20 protein-coding genes and 7 pseudogenes are annotated in these 23,924 nt (G+C 54.5%); 13 read left to right on the top strand and 14 right to left on the bottom strand.

Annotation, left to right across the window (positions count from 1 at the left end; genetic code table 11):
• Window positions 1-7: 7 nt before the first annotated feature.
• The 4 genes and pseudogenes from K3555_RS22650 to K3555_RS22635 all read left to right on the top strand — a co-directional run.
• Window positions 8-586 carry a CoxG family protein gene (locus K3555_RS22650; RefSeq protein ID WP_260009038.1) on the top strand — a complete coding sequence of 193 codons (579 nt, stop codon included), beginning with the start codon at window positions 8-10 and terminating at the stop codon, window positions 584-586.
• 44 nt (window positions 587-630) lie between these two features.
• Window positions 631-1,395: a GntR family transcriptional regulator gene (locus tag K3555_RS22645; protein ID WP_260009036.1), complete on the top strand. Its 765-nt coding sequence runs from the start codon at window positions 631-633 to the stop codon at window positions 1,393-1,395.
• Window positions 1,396-1,470: 75 nt separating this feature from the next.
• Window positions 1,471-1,683 carry a helix-turn-helix domain-containing protein gene (locus K3555_RS22640; RefSeq protein WP_260009035.1) on the top strand — a complete coding sequence of 71 codons (213 nt, stop codon included), beginning with the start codon at window positions 1,471-1,473 and terminating at the stop codon, window positions 1,681-1,683.
• 337 nt (window positions 1,684-2,020) lie between these two features.
• A pseudogene (locus tag K3555_RS22635) lies at window positions 2,021-2,563 on the top strand (IS481 family transposase); the annotation flags it as partial.
• 36 nt (window positions 2,564-2,599) lie between these two features.
• On the opposite strand, the pseudogene K3555_RS22630 reads toward K3555_RS22635, so the two are convergent.
• Window positions 2,600-3,821, bottom strand: a pseudogene (locus K3555_RS22630) (IS256 family transposase).
• A 57-nt stretch (window positions 3,822-3,878) separates the two neighbouring features.
• Between K3555_RS22630 and K3555_RS22625 the strand changes: the two are divergent.
• The 5 genes and pseudogenes from K3555_RS22625 to K3555_RS22605 all read left to right on the top strand — a co-directional run.
• Window positions 3,879-4,304, top strand: a pseudogene (locus K3555_RS22625) (integrase core domain-containing protein); the annotation flags it as partial.
• A gap of 512 nt (window positions 4,305-4,816) precedes the next feature.
• A complete protein-coding gene (locus tag K3555_RS22620; protein WP_260009033.1) occupies window positions 4,817-5,992 on the top strand; it encodes a M20 aminoacylase family protein in 1,176 nt (391 codons plus the stop codon).
• 310 nt (window positions 5,993-6,302) lie between these two features.
• Window positions 6,303-7,457: a hypothetical protein gene (locus K3555_RS22615; protein ID WP_260009032.1), complete on the top strand. Its 1,155-nt coding sequence runs from the start codon at window positions 6,303-6,305 to the stop codon at window positions 7,455-7,457.
• A gap of 101 nt (window positions 7,458-7,558) precedes the next feature.
• Entirely contained in the window at window positions 7,559-8,506 is a 948-nt protein-coding gene (locus K3555_RS22610) for an IS481 family transposase (protein ID WP_260009031.1), read from the top strand.
• Between the two features lie 91 nt (window positions 8,507-8,597).
• Window positions 8,598-8,750, top strand: a pseudogene (locus K3555_RS22605) (IS3 family transposase); the annotation flags it as partial.
• Between the two features lie 567 nt (window positions 8,751-9,317).
• On the opposite strand, the gene K3555_RS22600 reads toward K3555_RS22605, so the two are convergent.
• The 3 genes from K3555_RS22600 to K3555_RS22590 all read right to left on the bottom strand — a co-directional run bounded on the left by K3555_RS22600 (window position 9,318) and on the right by K3555_RS22590 (window position 11,294).
• A complete protein-coding gene (locus K3555_RS22600; protein ID WP_260009029.1) occupies window positions 9,318-9,794 on the bottom strand; it encodes a DUF2165 domain-containing protein in 477 nt (158 codons plus the stop codon).
• A 133-nt stretch (window positions 9,795-9,927) separates the two neighbouring features.
• Window positions 9,928-10,392 (bottom strand): SRPBCC family protein, encoded by a 465-nt coding sequence (locus tag K3555_RS22595; protein WP_260009027.1) that lies wholly within the window; start codon window positions 10,390-10,392, stop codon window positions 9,928-9,930.
• Window positions 10,393-10,523: 131 nt separating this feature from the next.
• The gene (locus K3555_RS22590; RefSeq protein ID WP_260009026.1) at window positions 10,524-11,294 is read right to left on the bottom strand and encodes a hypothetical protein; all 771 of its coding nucleotides are present in this window, start codon (window positions 11,292-11,294) and stop codon (window positions 10,524-10,526) included.
• A 357-nt stretch (window positions 11,295-11,651) separates the two neighbouring features.
• Here K3555_RS22590 and K3555_RS22585 point away from each other — a divergent pair.
• Window positions 11,652-11,747, top strand: a pseudogene (locus K3555_RS22585) (aldehyde dehydrogenase family protein); the annotation flags it as partial.
• 59 nt (window positions 11,748-11,806) lie between these two features.
• Window positions 11,807-12,778 (top strand): annotated as a pseudogene (locus K3555_RS22580) (IS5 family transposase).
• 28 nt (window positions 12,779-12,806) lie between these two features.
• On the opposite strand, the gene K3555_RS22575 reads toward K3555_RS22580, so the two are convergent.
• The 9 genes from K3555_RS22575 to dctP form a co-directional block, all read right to left on the bottom strand.
• A complete protein-coding gene (locus tag K3555_RS22575; RefSeq protein ID WP_260009024.1) occupies window positions 12,807-13,328 on the bottom strand; it encodes a calcium-binding protein in 522 nt (173 codons plus the stop codon).
• The gene (locus tag K3555_RS22570; protein ID WP_260009023.1) at window positions 13,270-13,647 is read right to left on the bottom strand and encodes a hypothetical protein; all 378 of its coding nucleotides are present in this window, start codon (window positions 13,645-13,647) and stop codon (window positions 13,270-13,272) included. The genes K3555_RS22575 and K3555_RS22570 overlap by 59 nt, the downstream gene beginning before the upstream one ends.
• Before the next feature lie 301 nt (window positions 13,648-13,948).
• The gene (locus K3555_RS22565; protein WP_260009022.1) at window positions 13,949-14,950 is read right to left on the bottom strand and encodes a GlxA family transcriptional regulator; all 1,002 of its coding nucleotides are present in this window, start codon (window positions 14,948-14,950) and stop codon (window positions 13,949-13,951) included.
• Window positions 14,951-15,083: 133 nt separating this feature from the next.
• Window positions 15,084-16,334, bottom strand: a complete 1,251-nt coding sequence (locus tag K3555_RS22560; RefSeq protein WP_260009020.1) for a D-amino acid dehydrogenase — start codon at window positions 16,332-16,334, stop codon at window positions 15,084-15,086.
• Between the two features lie 42 nt (window positions 16,335-16,376).
• Window positions 16,377-16,721, bottom strand: a complete 345-nt coding sequence (locus K3555_RS22555; protein ID WP_260009019.1) for a RidA family protein — start codon at window positions 16,719-16,721, stop codon at window positions 16,377-16,379.
• Between the two features lie 119 nt (window positions 16,722-16,840).
• Window positions 16,841-17,863 (bottom strand): proline racemase family protein, encoded by a 1,023-nt coding sequence (locus K3555_RS22550; RefSeq protein ID WP_260009018.1) that lies wholly within the window; start codon window positions 17,861-17,863, stop codon window positions 16,841-16,843.
• 77 nt (window positions 17,864-17,940) lie between these two features.
• Window positions 17,941-19,239, bottom strand: a complete 1,299-nt coding sequence (locus K3555_RS22545; RefSeq protein ID WP_260009017.1) for a TRAP transporter large permease — start codon at window positions 19,237-19,239, stop codon at window positions 17,941-17,943.
• Window positions 19,239-19,715: a TRAP transporter small permease gene (locus K3555_RS22540; protein WP_260009015.1), complete on the bottom strand. Its 477-nt coding sequence runs from the start codon at window positions 19,713-19,715 to the stop codon at window positions 19,239-19,241. Before K3555_RS22540 ends, K3555_RS22545 begins: the two co-directional genes overlap by 1 nt.
• A gap of 106 nt (window positions 19,716-19,821) precedes the next feature.
• Window positions 19,822-20,838 carry a TRAP transporter substrate-binding protein DctP gene (dctP, locus tag K3555_RS22535; protein ID WP_260009014.1) on the bottom strand — a complete coding sequence of 339 codons (1,017 nt, stop codon included), beginning with the start codon at window positions 20,836-20,838 and terminating at the stop codon, window positions 19,822-19,824.
• 130 nt (window positions 20,839-20,968) lie between these two features.
• Here dctP and K3555_RS22530 point away from each other — a divergent pair, with 130 nt between their 5' ends.
• Window positions 20,969-22,048 (top strand): GlxA family transcriptional regulator, encoded by a 1,080-nt coding sequence (locus tag K3555_RS22530; protein ID WP_260009012.1) that lies wholly within the window; start codon window positions 20,969-20,971, stop codon window positions 22,046-22,048.
• A 51-nt stretch (window positions 22,049-22,099) separates the two neighbouring features.
• Window positions 22,100-22,264: pseudogene (locus K3555_RS22525) on the top strand (transposase); the annotation flags it as partial.
• Window positions 22,265-22,351: 87 nt separating this feature from the next.
• Here K3555_RS22525 and K3555_RS22520 read toward each other — a convergent pair.
• On the bottom strand, window positions 22,352-23,698 hold the full coding sequence (locus tag K3555_RS22520; RefSeq protein WP_260009011.1) for an ISKra4 family transposase: 1,347 nt from the start codon (window positions 23,696-23,698) through the stop codon (window positions 22,352-22,354).
• Between the last annotated feature and the right edge of the window lie 226 nt (window positions 23,699-23,924).

Here is a 23,924-nt window from a genome sequence, read left to right as displayed (position 1 = left end):
TTCTCAAATGAAATCCTCTGACTCGCGCCTTCTTGCGCTTCCCCGTGAAACCGTCTTTGACGCCTTCTTGAATACTGATATTCTGCAGCGCAGTATTCCTGGCTGCGAGTCGATTGTCAAAAACGAAGACGGTTCATTGTCTGCGGTAATCGCTGCCAAGGTCGGTCCCGTACGCGCAAAGTTCGCCGCCGATATCGACATAGTTGAAGCCATTCGTCCGGAAATCTACCGTGCCAGCGGCAGCGGCAAAGGAGTCGCCGGTATGGCCACAGGGGACGCTAGCGCCACCCTGACCGAAGAAGACGGCAAGACCCGGGTTGACTATCAGTTCGAAGCGAAAATCGGGGGTAAGATTGCCCAATTGGGCAGTCGGGTTATCGACAGTTTCGTCAAAAAATTCGCCAATGATTTCTTTGAGGAATTCGAGCTGGCTCTCACAGAAGGCCCGTCCTCTGCAAGTGAGCCATCTGCTTCTGATGTTGCGCCATCCGGCCCCCAAAACAAGTCAGGGTCGAACAAACTTGCGCTGACGCTGCTAGTATTGGCGGCGGTTGCAGGTGTTTGTTACGCTATTTTTGCCTTCTAGAAAGAAAGGCGCTATGAGGCTTCCAATAGACATTCGAAGCGACCATGTACGCCGACGACAAACAGAAGAAAGCAATAGCCGTGAGTAGACTGCCATCCGATCTTGCTGAATCTCGTAGCAAAAAGACCGACGTACATGACTTGATCAAAAAAGACATCATTGAAGGTCGCTGGCGCCCGGGCACCAAGTTGAGTATATCGGACATGCGAAAAGACTATGATGTTTCTCTTAGCCCGCTACGCGAAGCGCTCTCGAGACTTGCGGCGACGGGTTTCATCACCTCCGAAAGGCAGCGTGGTTTTCGCATTTCTGATGTTTCACAGGCTGGACTCAAAGACCTCAACAATGTGCGGACAAAGCTGGAATGCTGGGCTATCTGCGATGCAATCGATAACTCTGACAAGAACTGGGAAAGTGACGTTATTGCCGCTTACCATCGGTTAGCGCGCACACCTTACGAATGCAATGAACAGATAGGCCGTGTTTCAGCCGAGTGGAACCGCTGCCATAAAGAGTTCCACTCGGCTCTAGTCAGTGCATGCAAGTCAACTTGGTTAATGCGGTTCAGGGATATCCTGTTTGACGAAATGGAGCGGTATCGCAATCTATCCCTTGAATACACAACCAAACGGCGGGAGTCGACGAGGAAAGGGGGCAATCGTACGGCTAGTTTTGAAGATGAGCACCAAATGATGGTCCAGGCAATACTTGATGGAGATAAAGAGAACGCTTGTGCACTGATCACACAACATTTTCAGAACACATATGAAATAGTTCAATCTATACTGGACAGCGACTTTGATATGTAAGGTGCGCGGGTGCGCGCTATTACGACTTGCGACTTTTGAGTGATAACAGCCTGTTGGCGCTCAAAAGGACAAATGATGAAACGACCATACAAGCAGCTCAGCCTGGAAGGAAGACGCAAGATCGAGCAATGGCGCGCCGCCAAAGTCAGCGCTGATGTGATTGCAGAGCGTCTCGGCCGTGACAGATCTACCATTTTTCGCGAACTCCGCCGAATTCATTATCAGGACGCAGGCATGCCGCAGGTTGTCAGTATGCGGCGCCTGGAGGGCAACCGGCTTTCACCTTGATGGCAGGAAGTTTCAGGGGGAGTAGTTCTTCGGCCGATTGGCAGGGTGATCTGAAGAGATGGTTTCGAAGGCTGCCTTGAAATGGGCGAAGGGTTCGGCGCCATTGGTCTTCGCCGTAGCGATGAGCTAAACGATGCGGCCTCAGACACAGCCACCTTAGTCATTTGAACCGCCCCGGGTTTGCCGGAGTCTTCAATTCCTGACTAACAACTGTGATTCAGGGGGCTGCTTCATTGTAGGGGGGTCCAACCCGGGTCATCGTATTCAGAACCGTAGCTAGCTGTTTGATCCCACGGTTTGATGGTGTGATCCTTTCGTTGGAATGGAAGGAAGCACTATGGGACAAGTTCGTCACGGGAGCGCCACGACCACGCACGCGGTCCGAGCAGCAATACAGCGATCGCAGGCTTCGATCGCGGAGCTGAGCCGGGAGCTTGGGATCAATCCCAAGACAGTTGCCAAATGGCGCAAGCGGCAGACTGTCGAGGACCAGAAGACCGGCCCCCAAAAGCCGCGCTCTACTGTTCTGAGCGAAGATGAGGAAGCGATGGTTGTGGCGTTCCGGCGGCACACCCTGCTGCCACTGGACGATTGCCTTTATGCGTTGCAGCCGTCCATCCCGCATCTGACCCGCTCTTTTCTGCATCGTTGTTTTCAGCGGCATGGCATTTCGCGTCTTCCGGATGTCGAGGGTGACAAGCCGAAACGCCAGAAGTTCAAGCGCTACCCCATCGGCTATTTCCACATCGACATTGCTGAGGTGAGAACCGAGGAAGGCAAACTGCATCTCTTTGTGGCCATTGACCGCACGAGCAAGTTCGCTGTTGCGCAACTGGTCGACAAAGCAAATCGCAAAACGGCCTGGGAGTTCCTTGAACACGAGACAGTACGGAATTTTGTGCCCTGGCGCCTTTTCTTACGCCAACGGGAAGCGTTCCTCGAACATGATAGCGAGCTGGCTTTTCACCGCATGCCATTCGCGGACTGACCGCTTCCACTCCGCTGAGGTAGCATTCAGCGCCAGATAGATCAACTTGGCTGCCGCCTCATCGCTGGGGAAATGATCGCGGGTTCGAACCGCGTGGCGGATTTTCGAGTTCAGCGCTTCAATGGCGTTTGTCGTGTAAATCAGCCGGCGCACCTCGGGCGGATAATCAAGGAACGGAATGACTTCGTTCCAGGCCCGCCGCCAGCTCGGCGCTATGGCCGGATAGCGCTTTGACAGATCGCTCGCTTCAAATTCGGTTAGCGCAGCTTCGGCCGCCGCGGCATCAACGGCCGTATAGAGCGCTTTCAGAGCCGCAGCGACGGCCTTGCGGTCCTTGTAGCTGGCAAAGCTCATGGAATGGCGCAGCAGATGGACAATACAGGTCTGGACCTGGGTTCGGGGGAAGGCCGCCTCAATGGCTTGGGGGAAGCCCTTGAGGCCGTCCACAACGGCGATCAGGATGTCCTGAACGCCGCGGTTGTGCAGATCACTCAGCACCTTGGCCCAGAATTTGGCCCCCTCATTGGCCTGGAACCACAGGCCCAGAACGTCCCTTGTGCCGTCCGGCAGGATCGCCAGGGCCACGAAGACCGCCTTGTTCGAGACCGCGCCATCGCTGCGGATATTGACCCGGATCGCATCCATGAACACCACCGGGTAGCAGGGCTCAAGCGGGCGGTTCTGCCAGGCCGTCACCTCCTGCATCACGGTGTCAGTTATGGTCGAGATCAGGCTGGGCGACGCTTCGAAGCCGTAGATATCCTCGATGTGGCCCTGGATTTCCCGGGTCGTCATGCCGCGGGCGTACATGCTGATGATCTTGGTGTCGAACTCCGGAAAGCGGCGCTGATACTTGGCGATCAGAACCGGGTCAAAGGTCCCGTTCCGGTCGCGCGGAATGTCCAGAACCACCTTGCCGGTGTCCGTGGCCACAGTCTTCCGGCTGCTGCCATTGCGTCGATTGGCGGGCTGGTTCTGGCCTTCAGGCGGCTCCTGCGCGCTCTTCGCTGAGATGTTCGTCCAACTCGGTGCTCAGCGCACGTTCCGCAAGCGCCTTGGTCAGTTTGGAAAGAATGCCCTCCTTGCCGAAAAGGTCGCCGGGCGAACGCCCTTCCATCAGCCGGTCCAACAGGTCTTTGTCTATGCTCATACGTGGGTCTCCTCAAAATTGAGCTACCACGCCAGGGCACAAAATTCAGGATAGTCCCTTGAACACCTGCTGGAAGCTGTGCCGTACAAGATCCACACCATCCTCACTGACAACGGCATCCAGTTCGCGGAACAGCCCAGGAACCGGAACACAGCCTATTCCCGGCCTATGCGCTTCGACATGATCTGCGAAGCAAATGAGATTGAACACCAACTGACCAAACCGAACCATCCATGGACCAACGGCCAGGTTGAACGGATGAACCGCACGATCAAGGATGCGACGGTCAAAAGGTATCACTACGCCAGCCATGATCAGCTTCGCAGCCACCTCGCCGACTTCCTAGATGCGTATAACTTCGCACGCAGATTGAAGACGCTGAGCGGCCTCACGCCATATGAATACATCTGCAAAATCTGGACATCAGAGCCAGATCGATTCATCCTCAATCCGATCCACCAGATGCCGGGACTGAACAGCTAGCTTCCGCGAGCAGTGCCTCAGTAACCAGCTTTCGCGCCTTGCCAGAAGCGATGAGGTGCCCTTTGTAAGTCCGGAAATGCGGATCGGATCTGCTGGCGGTAAAGGGAACAAGACATCAGATCGATTTTATGTACTTTTCCTTGTTATTGTGTGATAATCGATTCTTAGAAACGGCCAAGGCAAAACCATGGAACTTAATAGAACGCAAAGCTACTGTTCAACCTCCCCTTTTGTTCAAGTTTTTCTGTCGTCTTTAGGCTACGCTAGGCTCAGAGAATTACTACGCCAGTCTTCATCCTATCGGTGCGCAGCTGCAAAAATTTGTGAGTTCACCAAAAGCATGTCGAGCTCGCTATGATCGTCTTAACTGATCTTGCTACTGTATTGATTCAGCTTCTGATTGAGCGTCGCAACTGCTCGAGACCTCAAGCTGAAAAACAGAAAATTCAGCCGCAATAAGATAATCATCCCGTGAGATTTTCTATAATCGCGCATAACGATGGACAGAACCCATGCCCCTTCTTCCTATCATCGAAAACAGCACAGACCAGCTGACCGAAATATTTAAAGATCTGCACGCCCACCCTGAAATAGGGTTTGAAGAAGCTCGGACCGCAGGCATTGTTGCGGATTGCCTTAAGGAATGGGGTGTCGACGAGGTGCATACCGGCCTTGCCAATACCGGTGTGGTTGGCCTGATTCACGGCAATTCAGAGGGCAACCGCCGCGTCGGTATCCGGGCGGATATGGATGCTCTGCCGATCAAGGAAACAAGCGGCCTGCCATATGCCTCTAAGAACGACGGGGTGATGCATGCCTGCGGGCACGACGGCCATACCACCATGCTGCTTGGGGCAGCAAAACACCTTGCCGCGACACGTAACTTCGCTGGCACCGCGGTATTGATCTTCCAACCCGCGGAGGAAGGTCTTGGCGGCGCACGGCGCATGATCTCAGAAGGCTTGTTTGAGCAGTTTCCCTGCGATGAAGTCTATGGCATGCATAATTCCCCTAACGGAAAGTCCAACAAGGTTACTATAACCAAAGGACCGGCAATGGCCGGTGCGTCCTTTTTTGATATCATAGTGCGGGGCAAAGGCAGTCACGCTGCGATGCCCAGCAATGCTCATGACCCATTGATGATCGCGACGGCCTTGGTTCAGCAGCTTCAAACCATTGTCAGCCGCAATGTTCCGCCGACCCAGCCTTGCGTGCTGTCGGTAACCCAGATCAACTCGGGCTCAGCCTACAATGTTATCCCGGACACCGCGGAACTCAGCGGGACGCTGCGGTTTTTCTCGGACAAGGTCCGCGCGCTTGCACAGCGCCGGGTGCAGGAGCTTTGTGCGGGAATGGCGCTTGCCCATGGCGTGGAAATCGATGCAGAGTTCCGCGAAATTTTCGACGTTCTTGTGAACGATGGCGACCTGTCGGATGCCTATTTAGAGGCTGCCAGCGAGATTGTCGGGTCCGAAAACGCGATCGAAACGACCGGCCAGGCGACAGGGTCGGAAGATTTTGCTGACATACTGAAAGTTGTTCCTGGTGCCTATTGCCGGATCGGGCATGCGGGAAACATCCCACTGCACAACCCAAGCTATGTATTCGATCCATCAATCATTCCTGTTGGCGCATCGGTGCTGGCCCGAATTGTGGAACAGCGGCTGGAGACATCAGCCACGGGCTGATTAACGCTGAAACCGGGGCTGCGCCTGACCGGCTGAACTCGTCCGCTGCGATGCTTCGAAAACGGAGATCAGAGTGGCAAACAGGCGGGCGCAGTCTCAGAAGATTGTCCCGGTTTTGCGCAGGTTGAAGTGCTGATCGGGCAGGCAGGCCCGGCTTGACACTGCCCTGCGAACCGGCGTTGTGAAGCACGCCTCTTGCCGCTGATGCAGGTAATCGAGCCAACAGGCCAACGGCGCGCCACTGGTTCGCGCCCAATGCCAGCTAGGCTCCAGATCAATGATACGGTAACAATCAAGCGGGACGAGGCGGATGAGGCTGCTCAGCCCTGTCGTGATCTTTCCTAAGACGGACTGCAAAAACCCTATTGCGTGGACAGCTATGAAATCCTTCCTCCCAGTCATTCCCAGCCTTGCAATGATCGCGCTTACGCTTTTTGCTCCTGCTGCCGCCGCGCAGCAGCAGGACACTCGTAAGTGGAATTCAGCCGCGCTGATGCAAACTTTTGCGGCCAACTATAAAGCCTCGGCTGAGGTTGCTGAAGCAGTCTGGCCGGGTCTGGTTTTGAAGGACCTACCCAAGGTGGTTGTGGTTCATGACACCAGCAAGCAAGTAATTGCAGTCATGACTGTTGATCACCCAAATCCCGCAGGCGTTGGAACCGTGCAGCAGACCAACCTGGAATACGCAGATATTCGCCTGATCTCAGATCCGGATCCCGCCATCGCCCCGGATCTGATTGACCCCTTTAGGTTTGTTCTGCCGGTCGCCGGCGTGCCGACCTTTGTAATTGCCTCTGAATGTGGGGGAGAGTTTCTTTTCTGCGCCTCTGATCCGGAGTTCGTCCACTACTTTATTCACGAAGCCTTTCACCGGTTTCAGATTGACCATTTTGCAGATATCGAGGACGGGGAGCTGACTCAGTACGACTATAGTGCGGAGCATCTTTATTCGATTCTCATTGAGAACGCGGTATTGAGTCATATCAGCGATACCCTAGATGATGAAAGCCTTCATCAACTAGCTCAGGAATTGGTCGACATACGGCACTACCGGGCGCAGAGATTCGAAATCACGACACTTGACGACCAGCAGGAACGCATTGAAGGCACGGCAAAATTCCTTGAGGATCGACTGCCGGGGGCATTTCCTCAAGAAATAAAGAGCTATCTGAATGGGCCTTATCGCCAGGGCGAGATCAAAAGTGAATTTGGGTTCGGCCGGTTTTATGGATCGGGTGCAATTGCAATGGATCTGAGTCTTCGTTTGGGAACTGATGATGTTCATGAGCGAATTCGCGAAGGTGCTTTCCCGATGCAGCTTCTGACAGAAACAATCCCGCCGGATCTATCCGATCCGGCTGCACGCTTTCAAACTCTCGCGCAAAAATATGATACAGACAGCACACTGCGTTTGGCTTCACTGCGATATGCGGACTGGGCAGCAACAGAGCCTGACTGGGAATAGACCAAATCAAACAGAAGCCGCACGCAAGGCTGCCAAGCTGCTAGTTGTTTAGTCCCTGGGTGTGGTGGTCTACAAATTTGTGACCATCAGAAGGACGCCCTATGGGACAATTTCTTCACAGCAGCGCCACGACCACGCACTCGATCCGAGCTCTCATACAGCGATCGAAAGCTTCGAACGCGGCGCTGAGCCGGGATCTCGGGATCAACGTCAAGACGGTGGCGAAGTGGCGGAAGCGGGAGCGTGTCGAGGACGCGCGGATGGGCCCGAAGGTGGCACGGTCCACGGCGCTAAGCCTGGAAGAGGAAGCGGCTGTCGTTGCCTTTCGGCGCCACACGCTGCTGCCACTGGATGACTGCCTCTATGCGTTGCAGCCGTCGATCCCTCATCTCACGCGCTCTTCGCTGCATCGTTGCCTGCAGCGCCACGGCATCAGCCGGTTGCCCGACGTCGAAGGAACGAAACCAAAGCGGAAGTTCAAGGTCTACCCCATCGGCTATTTCCATATCGACATCGCGGAAGCCCGTTCTGGCGAAGGAAAGATCTACCTGTTCGTCGCCATCGACCGGACATCGAAATTTGCCTATGTCGAGTTGCACAAGAAGGCCGGAAAGATGGCAGCGGCTCAGTTCTTACGCAATCTCATCACCGCTCTGCCCTATCGGATTCACACCATTCTTACGGATAACGGCGTGCAATTCGCCAATCGGCAGCAGGACCGACATGCCATGGCGCATATCTTTGGACGAGTCTGCACGTCAAACGGCATCGAGCACCGGCTGACGAAGATCAACCATCCATGGACAAATGGTCAGGTCGAGCGGATGAACCGAACGATCAAGGAGGCGACGGTTAAGCGATATCACTACGAGACCGATGCCGAGTTGGGAAACCACATTGATGCGTTCATTGCAGCCTACAATTACGCACGTCGCTTGAAGACGTTGAATGGCTTCACACCGTTTGAATACATATGCAAAACCTGGACGAAAGAGCCGCAGCGGTTCATCGTCGATCCAACCCACCACACCCCGGGACTAAACACCTAGCAACTATAATCGGCTCGGCTTTCAGTCATAGTGATTTTCAGCCCGAATTTGTAGCGACTATCCGAGGCATCAAACCCGAATTATCTGCGAATGGCGCAATTTCGGGGCCGTGGAGTACGCAACACGCGAATGCGTGGACTGGTTCAACAACCGCCGTCTGCTCGAGCCTATCGGGAATATTCCGTCGGCAGAAGCAGAGCTCAATTTCTATGCGGCTATGGAAACTGAGGAGCAAGCCGCGTAACTAACTGCAATCAGCCTCCAGCATTCCCGGTGCGGTTCAGTCCCCGATCTGGCGGGGGCGGATTTTGCCCCTGTGGCGATCGAGCCTGTGGACGCGCCGTCGGCGGTCACGTCGACTGTTGCCGTCGAGATCATCCATGGCAGGGTCACCATTCGACTGGATAGCGGGACGGCAGCGGCGCGGATTTCTTCTACGCAACGACTTGCCTAAGGCCCGAGATGAAGCGACATATGCGGTATCAGCGAGCTGCCAAGAAGATCCCTGTGGTGCTGAGCGCCGAGGAAGTGTCAAGCATTCTCGAAGCAGCACCCGGGCCCGGACTGAGATACAGCGCAGCCTTCAGCGTTGCCTATGCCGCAGGGCCGGGTTTGGGGGCCATTGCTTGGAACAATTGTGTATTTCGCGTTGCGCACAGTTTTTGCTGATTATGGCGCGCTCTATCTTATCTTGCTCGGCGCGGCGGCGATTGTTGTGATGATCGCCAGCCCTGGCGGACTGGGTGAGCTTATTGCATCCGCTTGGCACAATCGAACGCAGAGAACCCGGTAGAGATATGAAAGGCGATACCTAAAGCTTGAGCAGGATTAGGCCGCCGATTGCGACAGCAATCATCATGAAATGCATGATCTGGGACTGCTCAAGGTAAATGTAGAATGCATACCAGCTTCCGCCTAACAGCAGGACAAATGTCATTGCCATGAACACAGTCAACGCCAAAGACGCCATCGCGACAGGGTCAATAAGTGGCGTTGTTAACCCATAGTTGATGAGGGCAATCCAAAGAAAGGCACCTGAGATTGCCTGTATCAAAATGATTCCAGAGATCCCAATACGATGGAGCCTTGGATCGTGTTGTGCACGTGACGTCAGCGGACTGTCTGGTATGCCATCCATCCGAAGGCCTTCCATCTTCAGAATGTGCCCAACGTAGCCGGCACCATGACCAAACGAGCGTAGATTATTGTACGCGGTAAGGCTGATCCATGCCGCAAGTCCGAAAATCAAAACGGCAGGTGCCAGTTCCGGCACACTATTGGTATCCATGTCGCTAGGTTCCTATGAATTGGAGGACGTCGGTTGGAGCTGAAGGCCGAAGCGTCGATCACTCACCAGTCAAATTACGCTTATGCTTCGGCCAAACAAAATACAAAGGCCGAAGCATGGGATAGTTCAGGATCTAGATTTCGCCGGCTTTTGCCAAAGTTCGCAGATGGTCCAGCGTGGCTTGAACTGAGGCCAGGTAAGAGCGCTCAAGTTCGTCCGCAAGAGCATCAGCTTCTTTGGAGCCTGCTTCAACTCCTGGGATGTCGAGGGCAAATGTGAATGTCAGGGCCAGCTGACCATCGTCTTTGAAATAGAGTTCGTTGAAAATATCGCCCGGTGTTTCATCGCTAATTCTGCGAAAATGGACGACACGTTCGGGGATCGACGTGATCGCTTCATGAAGACGTTCGCCAGCGTGGACAACTTCGCGCAAGAACCCGCCGTCCCATTCTTTGATCACCTTGCATTCGGTGATTGAGGGTACAAAGGGAACGGCGTTTTTGGCCTTCATCCCCAAACCTTTCCAGGTTTGGCTGCGCGTCAGCTGAATTTCTTCATCTCGGCCATTTACCAGGATTTCACGACTTACTCTGATCATGGATATTCTCCTTTTTTGAATGCTGTGAAGTGCTTAGGATTTCTCACCACGTTCACGGTTCAGCTATCGCTCACACCGAAAGAAATGTGTGCAGGATACTAGTCCTGCACACTTTCCTAGGCAGAGCCGGTTCAGAACTTGAACGCAGCAAACACAGATACGGAATCTTCGTCTGCTGCAGAAACACCAAACTTGTTTTCAAAGTGGGTGTACTCAAGACCTACTTGGAATACACCGGGCTTTTTACCCATCGCGTGCCCAGCATCCCAACGCAGTTGCGGTGAGAAAACAATTTGACTGTCTACGTTAGACCCGCGTTCGCCAATGAAATCAGTGAAACCTTTGAACAGAAACTTCTGGTTGCCGATCTCAAAAGGCCTGTTCCAAACCAGTGTTGCCTGATACGTGGTGTCCAGATCGCGGTTAAACGGGTCGGTCACAGTGTCATAGGCATAGAGCCCCAGGCTCAGAATGCGGAAACCAGGTACGTTGAAGGAGACCCGCGGGCCGATCAGTGCCACGGTGAAGTCAGTACCTTGGTTGATCGCGGCACCAAGTGCCACGTCTTTGATTAAACCATCACCGAAGGAAAGACCTGCATTGCGGCCCGAGAAGTGAAGGTAGATTTCACCATACTGATCGCTTTTTCGTCCGCTCCCTTCTCCGTCGGAAAAGTTATCGACAAAGAAGAACAAGTCTCCCCATTTCCGCACGGTAAGATGGTCGATAGTGATTGTCGCTCGGCTTGTTTCGTTCCGCCCGTTACGCCCCAGCAGAAACCCGTCACCGTATAGCGTCTGCACTTCGGTTGCAGAAAAACCCTGTGCTGTGACGGCTTGAGGCACAATAGCTGAAAGGGCCAACGCCCCCCCGGCAAGCAGGCATTTTACATAGTTTTTCAAGTTATCCTCCCAGAAGAATTGGATGCCCCTGCTACTCAAAGAGCATCAAACGAAGATTTTGGAGCGCCTGGACACTGCTCACAGAACTACGCTGGAAGCTTAAGAGGACACCAAATGAAGGACGCCCATCAAAACCATGAATCCGGCGCAACGGTTTACTATCTGCAGGTTTTCGCAGTTATGCCCCCGCCCTAATAATCGACAAAAACACGATAATCGATTTTACATAACCTTGTCCACCCTTTAGAATTAAATCCATCCGTTGGGCAAGTGGACGTCTATTTTTCGCGCTACGGGACTAGGCTCTGGACTTCGGTAACGGGAGGTTCCCGGCTCAACAACAGCAGCGATCAGGATATCGAGCTGCCTATGGCGGAGTTCACCTCCAAGGCGGTGAAGGAACCGGTCGGCGTGGCGGGCGCCATCATCCCCTGGAACTTCCCGATGGCGTTGTTGCAGAACTCTTACTGCTAAGGATTCACATCACGAATCCATGCGGTTAGACGGGGCCGATGAGTAAGCCCGCACCTGCCCGCTACCGCACGACGAATTGGTCCAGCTACAACGATGCGCTCAGGAAGCGCGGTTCGCTTCTGATCTGGCTGGATAAAGAGATGACCTGGCTCGCGCCGCATGAAGGACGGCCAGGGCGCCCACCGGTCTTCTCGAACGCGGCGATCCAATTCTGCCTGTCTGTCAAGGTTCTGTTCAAGCTGCCCCTCCGGCAGACCGCCGGGATGGTCGCCAGCCTTTTGCACCTGGCGGGGCTGGACTGGCCCGTTCCTGATTTCTCTACGCTGTGCCGTCGACAGAAAGCACTGGCCGTCCAGATCCCGTATCGCCGCGCCGATGGGCCGCTGAACCTTCTGGTGGACAGCACCGGGATCAAGTTCCTTGGCGATGGCGAGTGGCAGGCCCGCAAGCACGGCGTTCAGGGGCGGCGCCAATCGCTGCCCGGCAGTTGATTGCAGAGCAATCAATGAGAGGGGCGCAAGGTGCATCTTGCGATGGATGCTGCCACGTCTGACATCCGTGCTGTCGAATTCACCCCCAGCCGCGACGGCGACAGCCCGGTTCTGCCGGAACTGCTCGATCAGATTCCGAAGGACGAAGAGATCGGCAGCGTGACCGCAGACGGAGCCTATGACACGCGCCGTTGCCACTCCGCCATCATCGAGCGTGGTGCCGCCCCGATTATCCCTATCCGCAAGAATGGTCGGCCGTGGAAAGAAAACTGCCCGGCGGCACAGGTCAGAAACGAAACCTTGCGCGCCACCCGGCACTACGGCCGGGCCTTTTGGAAACGCTGGACGGGATACCACGCCCGGAGCCGGGTCGAGGCAAAGATGCGCTGCTTGAAAGCATTCGGCGAGCGCATCGCTGCACGAGACCCTGACCGCCAAACCGCCGAAATCCACATCCGTATCGCCCTCATCAACCGCTTCAATGCACTCGGCGCCGCCGAGATCGTCCGTGTCGCCTAAGCTCAGAGGGGAAAGGGGTAGTCAGGCCTCAAGAGGGAGTTCTGCAACAATGCCCATCAAAGCGATCATTGTCGTCTCCGCCGGACAGATAGTCGTCCCCGGCGCCGCCTTCGATTGTATCGCTACCGCCCTCACCGTAAACCGTATCGTCGCCTGACCCGGATTGAATGCTGTCGTCGCCAGTCCCGCCATATACGGTGTCGTCACCTAGTCCGGATTGGACGGTATCGTCACCGGCGCCCGCATTAACCAAATCGCTGTTGGACCCGTCGGAATGATCGCTGTTATCGATCATGTCGCCTTCTGGGTCACCGGTGTAAGCGCCGTCAATTAAATCGCCAGAGGCTGTCCCGTCAATTTCATAATCCAGAAGTTCAACGAACGAAAATGTGTCGAGATCGTAGTCTCCTCCGCCTTGGTACTCAGATACTTGCCCGTAATCACCCGTGTCGGAAATGTTGGTGATCTCTAGAGAATAAACGGATTGCCCGCTAATGCGACCAAAGAGGTCGCCAAGATAAAAACTCCCCATTTTCAAGCTGGTACCCAAGTATGCTTTCCGTTGAAGTGGAGCCATCCGCATAAGTCAGGCGGACAGTGACAAGAACCGTTTCATCTACTTCGCTTGAAACGCCATCAATCGTAACGTTTTCAGCAGATGCCGTACGGTGGTTTGCCTCAAAAAGCCCATCACCATCCGCATCATCATAGTCAAAGTCGACAATCCGCGAATTTGCGCTTGGACCCGAAATCACTGTCCCGATGATCGGAGCCGTTGATCCTTCGTAGCCGTAGCTTCCTTCATCCGTATCCAGTTCGGGGAAATTCCCGATATGGATCAGTTTGGAAAGGTTGTTATAGGCCGTCATCTTGGCTCGTCTCTTGGCATGTCAAATTTTCAGGGCGGGTTCTCACCGCGAGCCGCACCTTTCCTTCAGGGGGCGGAGAACGCCGCCGGCTGAAGCGCGTTTCCTTTTTCATATGCTTTTGGCGTCTGCACCTTCTGCGAAAACTTCTTTCATCAGCTTTCCGGAGAACCGCCGAACAAGTGACAACAGTTCCCGGGACTTGATCAGAGATGATTGCATAATCTTATTTTCGATAGAGTTAAGCAGTATCGACGGATATGGGCTGACGCGATGTCGGTCAGAACCAGTTTTCAAGGGCAAATCAACGCTGCATTCCAACCGCAAACAATACGGGAGACACTCCATACTTTCCCCTGAAACTACGCGAGAAGTTAGTGGTCGTCTCGAATCCAGTTGCCGCGGCCACTTCGGAAATTGACAAATTGGTTTCCGCCAAAATTGACCGAGCCCTCATTAACCTCAAGTCTTTGAGATACTTGGACGGTGTGACACGAAGATGTTGCGAGAAAAGCCGTTCCATGTGCCTGCGTGACATCCCTGATTGTCTGGCCACGGCCTCCATGTTCAGGTCATTCCCCAGATTGTTCTGAAAATGCTCGATTACTCGAAGCAACTTGGGATTTCTGGAGCCAATTGACGCAGAAGTGGATAAACACTGAGGGTTTTCAGCCGCTCTATGAGCAGAGTGCAAGCACATATCCAGAACAACACGGGAAACCTCGGAGCCGAATTTCTGCCGGATAAACTCTACCATCATATCTGTGGATGCGCTGCCACCGCCACATGTCCACAATCCTGGTTCCATGACAAAAAGCTGCTCAACTGGAATGAGATGGTCATATTTTTCCTGGAACGGAGGCAAATGCTCCCAATGAAGTGCAAATGCCCGCCCATTGAGAAGGCCAGCATGCGCCAGCGCATAGGCACCTGTACACAGGCCACCGAGTGGCCGTCCCATTCGAGCTTGCTTGCGCAACCAAGGCGCCAGTTTTGACGGAGTGTTTTCTTCTGGTTCTCCGCCTGAACAAACCAATATGCGAGCATGGCGATCCGTTTCTTCGAGTGCCCCATCCACCCCAACTGGCACTCCGCATGACGCACGCACAGGCAAACCGTCAGCAGAAAGGATCTTCCAACTGAACAACTCCTTGCGTGTCAGTTGGTTCGCCATACGCAGAGGTTCGATGGCGGCGCTAAACGTCAGCATTGAGAACTCGGGCAGCAGAACAAAGACGAACTTCTCGGTTTCAGGATCGCCGTCCAAAACCATGTGAGCCACACCCTTGGGAACCAACGTATTCATATTCCTACCCAACATATTCTGATTGATTTCCTGCTGCCGGTGATCAGATTCCCATTCAATCTGAGCCAGACTGGCCAGTTGTCTAGCAGCGCGTATTCTCGTTAGAGGATTGAGAAACCCAAGATCTGGAGATCTAGTAGCGGGAGGCTTCCAAACCCTCAAAGGAGATCTCCGGTTGTTTGCCGGTAACAAGATCAGCAACCGCCTTTCCTGAACCGCAGGCCATGGTCCAACCGAGTGTCCCGTGCCCGGTGTTCAGAAAGAGATTCTTGAGTTTGGTACGGCCTAGAATGGGTGTGCCATCCGGTGTCATGGGACGCAAACCTGTCCAGTTCTCAGCCTGTGACACATCCCCGCCTTCCGGAAATAGATCTTGAACCACATGGCGAACCGCGTCGGTTGCGTGCTTACCCAAACGCATGTTGTAGCCAATGAGCTCCGCCTGTCCTGCCACGCGAATGCGATCGCCAAGCCGGGTGATCGCAACCTTGTACGTTTCATCCATCAGAGTCGATTGCGGTGCCGCGTCTGGGTCGGTCACTGGCAAAGTGATTGAATACCCTTTCACAGGATAAATCGGCAGTCGGATCCCGAGCGGCTGCATCAGGCGTGCAGAGTATGACCCCAAGCAACAGACGAACCTATCTGCAGTGAATTCCCCAATGTCAGTCACTGCAGTGGTCACCCGGTCACCGTCCAGGGTGAAGCCTTTCAAGTTCTCATTGAAACGGAATTTGACGCCGAGCTTTTCAGCTTCCTTTGACAGCTGTGCGGTGAACTTCCTGCAATCCCCGGTACGGTCTGACGTCAGGCGCAGTCCGCCGACTAACTTGTGGGCAACCTTCGAAAGGCCAGGTTCTGCCCGAATACAGCCTTCCCGATCCAATACCTCAAACGGAGATTCAAACTCTTCCAGGATCAGCTGGTCCAGCTTGGAAGCCTCAAGTTGCTTTTCACTTCTGAACAGCTGGAGCGTCCCCTGTTGCCGAAGATCGAAATCCAAAGGCAGATCTTCCGTAAGCTCCTTGAGCGCATCCCGGCTGTAGTTAGACACCCGCACCATTCGGCTTTTGTTCACGCGATAAGCCGCTTCGTTGCAGTTGGAGTACATCTTGAGGGCCCAGGACCACATAGAGGGGCTGATCAATGGCCAAATCATCAAAGGGCGGTACTTCATGAACAGCCACTTTAGCGCCTTCTTCGGGACACCTGGGGCTGCCCACGGAGAAGTCATGCCATAGCTAAGTTCACCAGCATTGGCGAAGCTGGTCTCCAGTCCAGCTTCGCGCTGACGGTCAATCACCGTCACTTCCGCGCCCTGGCGTGCCAGGAAATAAGCCGTAGTAACGCCTATAACGCCGGCACCCAGTACGATAACCTTCATTTCAACGGTCCTCAGATCTTGCGCAATCCCGGAGGGCCGGCACTAACCGGCCACAGCAGCAGTTACGATCACCTCAACTTTGAGGCTGGGGCTGGCGAGCTTTGCTTCACCGCAAGCGCGGGCGGGGGCATGCCCTTGGGGAGCCCAATTGTCCCACACACTGTTCATCTCCTCAAAGTCAGACATATCCGCCAGCCATACGATGGCTTGCAGCATGTGGCTGCGGGACGAGCCGTATTTTTCTAGCAGCGCATCCACACGGGAGAGGCAATCGCGTGTCTGGTCGGCGACAGTCTCCCCATCCCCAACCTGGCCGCAAAGATATAGCACGTCGCCATGCTTGACCACTTTGCTCATGCGCTGGCCTGTTTCCATCCGTTCGATCATTGGTTTGTCCTCTTGCTGATTTCCTTAGTTCTTTTGGCGGCTACGTCTGTTCCTGAAATGCCACCGCACCCATTGACGGGACCGAGGAGCGCCAGGCGCTTCTCGGTATCTTGATTGGCTCACATGGCTGTGCCGAGGGTAAACCCGCCGCGCAAAGGGTCCTGCGGATCATACACGAAGTCGCTGAAAGCGGTGATGAACGGACGGCATGCGATTTGAGGAACAACAGAGTCGAAACTGCTCACTTTCGTGGTTTCGAGCACCTTGGCATCAAAAACAGTCCCAATCGAACTTTCGTGCCGGAACATTTCCCCGACAGCCACACGCTTGCGCGCGAACTCGACCGCGATACGCGCACAAGTCCCGGTGCCGCACGGCGAGCGGTCGGCCTGCGCGTCCCCAAGAATGACGATGTTACGCGCATCAGCATGCGGGCCGCTAACCGGACCTGTAAGCATAGCGATGTCGATCCGGTTGATGTGGCTCAGTTCAGGGTGTTCATAGCTGAGTTGCTGGTTCGCCGCCGACCGCAGTGCCACCCCGGCTTCGATGAGCCTGTTTGTGTTCTCCGGACCGACCGAATCGATCCCAAGGTCAGCCGCCGCCGCAATAACAAAAATGTTGCCGCCGTAGCTAATGTCGGCTGTGACTGTGCCATAGCCTTCGACCTCCAGTTTCACATCAAGATCGAACACGAACGATGGAACATCAATCAGCGAAACATGCTCAATTTCTCCAGCGTCATCGGTTTGCACGGTACCAACGACCACGCCTGCAGGCGTGTCGATCCTAACCTCCGTCTGACGCCCCGTGATTTCAACCTGGCCAGTTTCCACGAGCATGGCACAAACGCCCAAGGAAGCGTGTCCGCACATGTTGTAAAAACGGCCGCCGTCCATGTAGATCGCTCCGATATGGGCGTCCGGATCAACTGGGTCCATCAGAATACACCCGAACATATCACGGTGTCCGCGGGGCTCATGCATGGTTGCACGCCGCAACCAGTCCATGTTTTCTTCGAGGTAGCGCTTTCGGGCCGCCATCGTGTTGCCTTCGATTTTCGGGTATCCTCCGACAACCATTCGTGTCGGTTCGCCCGCAGTGTGAGAATCGATGATAGACAAGCGGTTGCAGAATTTCATTTCAGGCTCCTTTGTCATTGGAACAGCCCAGCATCCAACTGATGCGGCAACGGGCTGGCAGTGTTTTATTGAGGGGTTCAGTCCAGCAGCAATTCAGGAAGCCACATCGCGATCTCAGGCACATAGGTGGTCAACAGCAGTGCAGGCAGCCAGGCGCCAGCAATAAGTATCAGCGTCGGACGCAGGGTCTCATTGATAGAAGACTTGCTGAGCCGCGAGGACAGATACAGCAATGGAGCCGTCGGCGGAGTGATATTCCCCATTCCCAGGTTAACTCCCAGGATGGCCGCAAAATGGATGGGATCAACGCCGATTTCCGTGACGATCGGCAAAAGGATCGGTGTGCAAAGCAGAACACCGGAAACGTCATCCATAAGCATTCCGACAATCAGCATGAAGACATTGAGCATCAGCATGATTACCAGCGGGTTTTCGGACAACAGACGCAGATAATCCAAGATGACCTCAGGCAGTTCTTCAAAGATGAAGAGGCGGCTCAGGATCATCACGACGAACAGCATTACCATTACAACGCCAGTTGTGACCGCTGTCTCCACGAGTGTGTCGGCAAACCGTTTCAGCGTCAGCCCACGGTAAATGAAGAAACCCACGGGGATTGCATACAGGGCAGCAACACCCGCGGCTTCCGTCGGCGTCATCAGACCGCCATAGATCCCTCCCAGGATCAGGACTGGCATCAGCAGCGCAGGAGTTGCCTTTGTTGTCTGAAATGCAGTCGTCCGAATGACCTCAACAGGCGGCATGTGAGGATTGCGGCGAATGTTGTCGTTCTTTCTCAGCATCACAAGGTTTGTGATAGAAAGTAAAAGCATCACAATCAGGCCCGGCACCACCGTTGCTAGAAAGCATTTCAAGACCGATAGCTGGGCTACCCAGGCATAGAGGATCATCAGCGCGCTAGGCGGGATCAGCAACCCCAACGGCGAAGCACAAGCAAGCAGCGCAGTGCTATGTCCCTTGGGGTATCCCCGCTCTTCGAGCTTTGGAAAAAGAACTGTTCCAATACATGAAAGGGTTGCAGCACCAGACCCAGAGATCGCACCGAAGACAGCGCTTGCCAAGACACCTGCGACGCCAAGACCGCCGCTAAGGCGACCGAAAATCGTTTCGGCGATGTTGACCAATGGATCAGCAATCCGGCCCTTCTCCATTAGCCCGCCAGAGAGGATGAAGAGGGGAATGGCCAGCAGCACAACAGTATTCATTTTGCTGTAGCCAACCGGAATGAGCGTGTCCGGGCTGTAACCACCGAAATATGACAGCGTGATAGTCGCTGCACCGAAGGCGAAGGGGACAGGAACACCTATGACCAGAGTGGCAAGCAGCACGATCAATGCAATAACAGCGATATCCATTAGAGGGATTCCTTGCCACGAATTCTGTTGATGAAGTGAAGGACCGCATGAAAGCTCATCAGAGCAAAGCCAAGGAGAATAGCAGATTGCGGCACGACCAACGGAATCTTCCATCCCGGTGTTACTGGCCATCGCTCAATTGCAAATTCAATGAGCAGCCAGCACCAGTAAGTCATAACGAATAGAACTGAGATTTCGACAATGTCGCGCACATACCCCAGTACGAGTGTCAAAGGCCGTTCGCCCAGAGTGGATTGAACGAAGTCGGCTTCGATGTGCGACTGTTCATAGGAACCGAATGCCGCACCAAAAAAGTATAGCCAGAAGGCGAAAACGAGCAGGATTTCCTCTGACCCGTAAAGGTCATAGGAAAACAAGTATCGCGCAAGAAAGGCGGCGACCACGATCAGCATGATGGCCAAGTTGGACGTGATCAGCACGACACGTTTCAATCGCTCTAGGTATTTGATTATCATGGCGGTTTCCCCTGTCTACTTCGACTTCCACCCGGTGAAACGGGCGGCCATGGAAACAAAAGAGGTCCGCGCCTGTTTCCAGCGCGGACCTACACTGTGGAAGACGTTACTTGAGATCGGACTGCATGCAGTTGATCAATTCAGAACCAAAACGCTCTTCCAGTGCCGGCCATGCCTCATCGCGAACGCCTTGTGCGAACTTCTGGGCAACTTCACCTTCGAAAGGGTGAACCTTGATGCCAGCTTCTTCGAGCTTAGCCAGGTATTCTGCATCTTCCGCTTCAGAGCGCTCGATGGATTCAGCAGCAGCTTTCGCAAACACGTCGGCGACGGTTCCCTGCTGTTCAGGTGTCAAGTCCAGCCAAGTTTTCTCGCTCATGACAAACGCGGTTGCTTCGACATAGGCGCGGTAAGGAACGAATTCCTTCACGATATCACGGAAGCCGAAGTAGTTGAGAGCCGCAGTTCCGCCGATCCAGCCGTCTGCAACACCAGTCTGCAGCGCCGGGTAAAGGTCCGCATAGGCGATAGTGGTGCCACGGAAACCCATCGCGGAAGCACCGGAATTAAAGGTGTCAATCGGAGGAACCCGAATCAAGACGTTTTTGTCAGCGCCAACTTCGAACAGGTTTTCGGCCGGTTTGGTCAGACCAACACCGATGAAGCCTTCCGGAACGATGCCCAGCAAACGGACGCCCAGGTCAGCTTGCATTTTGCTGTAGGCGCCATAGAAGCAGGAACCTGGCGAGTATACCTTACGCATTTCGTCATAGTTGGACACAAGAAACGGGAAGTAGTTCGCTTCGAGGTTGGGATCCAGCTGGCTGGGGACGGTCAAATGCGCAATGTCGACATTGCCACGCACGATGTCTTCATAGACAAGCGTGTAGTCGCCAAGCTGATTTGCGGGGAATACCTTTGCAGACAGGCCGACCTCCGCAGCTTCCAGATCTTCGGCGATCTGGTTCAGCATTGCAGTTGCAGAATGGTCAGTGGCATGCTGCCCTGAGATTTTGAGCCGTGTTGCAGCCTCTGAAACCGACGATGTTGCAGTGGTCGCGACGAAAGCCGCCAGCAGTACGCCGGCAGCGCGGCTCGCGGTGGCTCGAATGGACAGTGACATTTTCATTCCTCCTATGAAGTCGCTGATCCATGTCGAACTACGTCCCGCACAGGGCTTTGAATTGGACATTTGACGCCGGATTCAGTACATTTGAGTACGGACCGCTCCCATACTCAGCGCTGGTTGATCAATGCCCTCCCCGACTACCTTTGAAGAGTTAAACGACAGCAGACTTGGCCGTCCCAACAATGGCCTTTCCGAATCGGAACTGCGCGTATCATTCGTTCTATCTCCAAGATTCACGATCTTGCCATTTGCCGGCTTTTTGGATGCACTCCGTCTGGCGGCCGATGAAGGTGATCGCAGCAGGCAAATCTATTGTCAGTGGGAGATTGTAGGACCTACCTTAGACCCTGTTACTTCGAGCAGCGGAGTAGAAGTAACGCCATGGAGAACTTTTCCTGACATCGATGAATGTGACTGCATAGTCGTCGTTGGCGGTCTGTTGCCTCACAGCATGTCTCATCCACCGGAGACACTCTCTTTTCTGCAAGAAGCAAACAGCGCAGATAAACTAATCGTTAGCCTGTGTCAGGGAAACTTTACCCTAGCACTTGCCGGCGTTCTCGAGGGCCGAAGGTGTGCCACTCACTATCGTCATGACAAAGAGTTCCGCGACCTATTTCCTGAAATAGAGGCGACAACACAGGAAATTCTTGTCAAGTCAGGAAACATCATCACATGCCCTGGCGGCACAGCCGCGATTGATGCAGCCTTTGAAATTATTTCACATCGATGCGGCCAAGCTCGTGCCACTAAAGGCTTGGCTGACATGATCGTAGAGCGTCCACGTGCGGCGTTTTCTCCGCCTCGGATGCCATTCGATGAACTTGCAAGATGCGGAGACTTAAGGGTCGAGCGCGCAGTCGCAATGATGCGCCAAAACCTCTCCGAAAATTTTTCCATTTCAGAGCTGGCAGATCGTGTGGGCTGCAGTGCCAGCCATCTTAGCAAGGCATTCAGACGTTTCTCCAATGCCTCGCCTGCTTCAGTATGGCGATCAATGCGGCTGCGCCACGCTCATTGGCGTGTTTTGAATTCTTCACATTCAATTACAGAAATTGGCTATGAATGCGGCTTCTCAGATAGTTCGCACTTTATCCGCTGGTTCAGAAAATCTTTCGGTGAGACACCAAACGGATTGAGAAATAGAATGCGAAGCTCCAATTCGGAAGGCTGCGTGAGCTACCCCCTGAATTTCGGACACTGACGTAAGCTACGAATTGCTGTCTGTTGATCTTCGACGCAGAGGAGATCAGAGATGTCGAAACGGAAGAACCATTCGCCTGAGTTCAAGGCCAAGGTCGCGCTTGAGGCTTTGAAGGGCGAGCGGACTGTTGCAGAGCTGGCAAGCCAATTTGGCGTTCATCCGACGATGATCCACAGCTGGAAGCGGGCGCTCCTGGAGGGCGCGTCCGGCGTGTTCGAGCGTGGCGGCAAGAAAACCCCGGTGTCGCTTTGACTCTAAATCCGAGATGCGCCGCGTTGGGCGGGAGTGGGCAAAACCTGGTGGTCAAGCGGCCCGCTTTGAGACGCCTAGCCTTCCGTCAAGGACAGCGGCCCGAGTGACGGCAACCCGATGCGCGCCCCGCGGTGACCATCTCATGCGCCGCCGCTTGCCCATGCGGGTGTTGCCGATGTCATCAACACAGCCTTCTGCCCGGGACGACGAAACTGCGAGGCCATTCCGGTGTCGATGGCCGTAGTCTACGAGCGCGTCAAAGTTGTTTGCAAGGTAGGAATAGAGGTCCTGGCACCGGGCTTTGACGCGCTTGGCCGCTTCTCGCAATTCTCGGGTTTCGGCGTGCAGACGATCACAGTCGACCTGAAGAACGTTGAGGATTGTCGCGGCGGTCATCACTTTGCCGTGCCAAAGGTACCAACGCACTGTATCTGCAGGTCGCTCGAAAAGGTGCGGCAACCCTGAAAAGCCCTTCGATTGCAGAAGTCCCCGCACCGCATTTTCAATGTGCTTGACCCGCATCGAGATATGCCACCAGTCCAGTATGTGTGTGATGGGACCTCGAACGGCACGCCTCACCAAATTCGGCAGTGCAGGCTCGCCATCTGAAATCACGGTGACTTTGCTTTGACCGTCCCAGCCCTGCGCGATCAGGTCATGTCGGAGCTGCTTTGCAGGAGAACTGGCGGCTTGCTGCACGAGGCCAAACCGCCGGCTCATATTGGGGCTTTCAACCTTGCCGACTACGACATCCAGATGGCGTTTCTGGTATTCAGGCCGACATCGTATGTGCGCACCATCCAGAAAAACGGTCAGTGGTGAGGGCGGCGCAATTGTATCCGCGTCTCCTTGGCTCGCGTCGTCGTGGCCTAACTCGTCGGCGATGCGACCCAAGCGATTTCGAACGGTCGTGTTCAACTGAGCCGAACAGGGCAGGAACATTTCGATTATTCGAGCGGCTTCCCGAAACGTGTACCTGGCCCCCAATTCAGCCTGCAGGCGCCGAAGTTCGGGAGTCGCACGGTCAGATAACAACCCGGCAAGTGGTGATTGCGGCCCAGATTTCGCGATCCCAGCCGGTTGGCACAAGCAGCCTCGAAGCCTCGGCCACTTCACCCGAATTCGCCCGAAAAGCGTGTCGAGAATACGGCCTCGATCATCATGGATCGCGCGTTGTTTGCCACAGCCATCGCATTTCCGGCGAGCCTTCATTGCTTCACCGACCTGATCTTGCACAATCGCTTCCTGCAAGCGCCTCAACAAGGCCTTTGCGTCGTCAAGCAGAAGGCCCAAATTCTCGGAACCAAACTCGTCCGGCGCACGGCGAAGTCGACCGATATTGCGCCTCTTGGTTTCTCTATCGTCAAATGTCGTCTCGACAAAAATGCTTACATCCATGGTGGGTCCCGCCTTGTTCCGAAACCTCACCCTACCACGTCGACCACCAGGTTTTGCCCACTCCCCGTCCTGGCTCTGCAGCTGAAAATCACTTAGTTGATTGAATAAAGGTTGCCGCCAATGTCGGGTGATAACGTGCCCCGGCGGAGTTGATCAATCCGTCGGCGTTCGCAGTCGCGGGCAGCTGACACGAAGTTTTTAGTGGCCGGGCGTGAGGGAGCGGGCT

This window comes from Leisingera sp. M527 (assembly GCF_025141525.1).
Taxonomy (GTDB): Bacteria; Pseudomonadota; Alphaproteobacteria; order Rhodobacterales; family Rhodobacteraceae; genus Leisingera.
This window is presented reverse-complemented; position numbering and strand designations above follow the sequence as displayed.

Coding starts and splice junctions, on each gene's coding strand:
- K3555_RS22595 (WP_260009027.1), bottom strand. CDS start 10,392: ATGATCAGAGTAAGTCGTGAAATCCTGGTAAATGGCCGAGATGAAGAA.
- K3555_RS22650 (WP_260009038.1), top strand. CDS start 8: ATGAAATCCTCTGACTCGCGCCTTCTTGCGCTTCCCCGTGAAACCGTC.
- K3555_RS22620 (WP_260009033.1), top strand. CDS start 4,817: ATGCCCCTTCTTCCTATCATCGAAAACAGCACAGACCAGCTGACCGAA.
- K3555_RS22530 (WP_260009012.1), top strand. CDS start 20,969: ATGCCCTCCCCGACTACCTTTGAAGAGTTAAACGACAGCAGACTTGGC.
- K3555_RS22645 (WP_260009036.1), top strand. CDS start 631: ATGTACGCCGACGACAAACAGAAGAAAGCAATAGCCGTGAGTAGACTG.
- K3555_RS22545 (WP_260009017.1), bottom strand. CDS start 19,239: ATGGATATCGCTGTTATTGCATTGATCGTGCTGCTTGCCACTCTGGTC.
- K3555_RS22600 (WP_260009029.1), bottom strand. CDS start 9,794: ATGGATACCAATAGTGTGCCGGAACTGGCACCTGCCGTTTTGATTTTC.
- K3555_RS22640 (WP_260009035.1), top strand. CDS start 1,471: ATGAAACGACCATACAAGCAGCTCAGCCTGGAAGGAAGACGCAAGATC.
- K3555_RS22565 (WP_260009022.1), bottom strand. CDS start 14,950: ATGAATACGTTGGTTCCCAAGGGTGTGGCTCACATGGTTTTGGACGGC.
- K3555_RS22555 (WP_260009019.1), bottom strand. CDS start 16,721: ATGATCGAACGGATGGAAACAGGCCAGCGCATGAGCAAAGTGGTCAAG.
- K3555_RS22610 (WP_260009031.1), top strand. CDS start 7,559: ATGGGACAATTTCTTCACAGCAGCGCCACGACCACGCACTCGATCCGA.
- K3555_RS22615 (WP_260009032.1), top strand. CDS start 6,303: ATGAGGCTGCTCAGCCCTGTCGTGATCTTTCCTAAGACGGACTGCAAA.
- dctP (WP_260009014.1), bottom strand. CDS start 20,838: ATGTCACTGTCCATTCGAGCCACCGCGAGCCGCGCTGCCGGCGTACTG.
- K3555_RS22550 (WP_260009018.1), bottom strand. CDS start 17,863: ATGAAATTCTGCAACCGCTTGTCTATCATCGATTCTCACACTGCGGGC.
- K3555_RS22540 (WP_260009015.1), bottom strand. CDS start 19,715: ATGATAATCAAATACCTAGAGCGATTGAAACGTGTCGTGCTGATCACG.
- K3555_RS22560 (WP_260009020.1), bottom strand. CDS start 16,334: ATGAAGGTTATCGTACTGGGTGCCGGCGTTATAGGCGTTACTACGGCT.
- K3555_RS22570 (WP_260009023.1), bottom strand. CDS start 13,647: ATGACGGCCTATAACAACCTTTCCAAACTGATCCATATCGGGAATTTC.
- K3555_RS22520 (WP_260009011.1), bottom strand. CDS start 23,698: ATGGATGTAAGCATTTTTGTCGAGACGACATTTGACGATAGAGAAACC.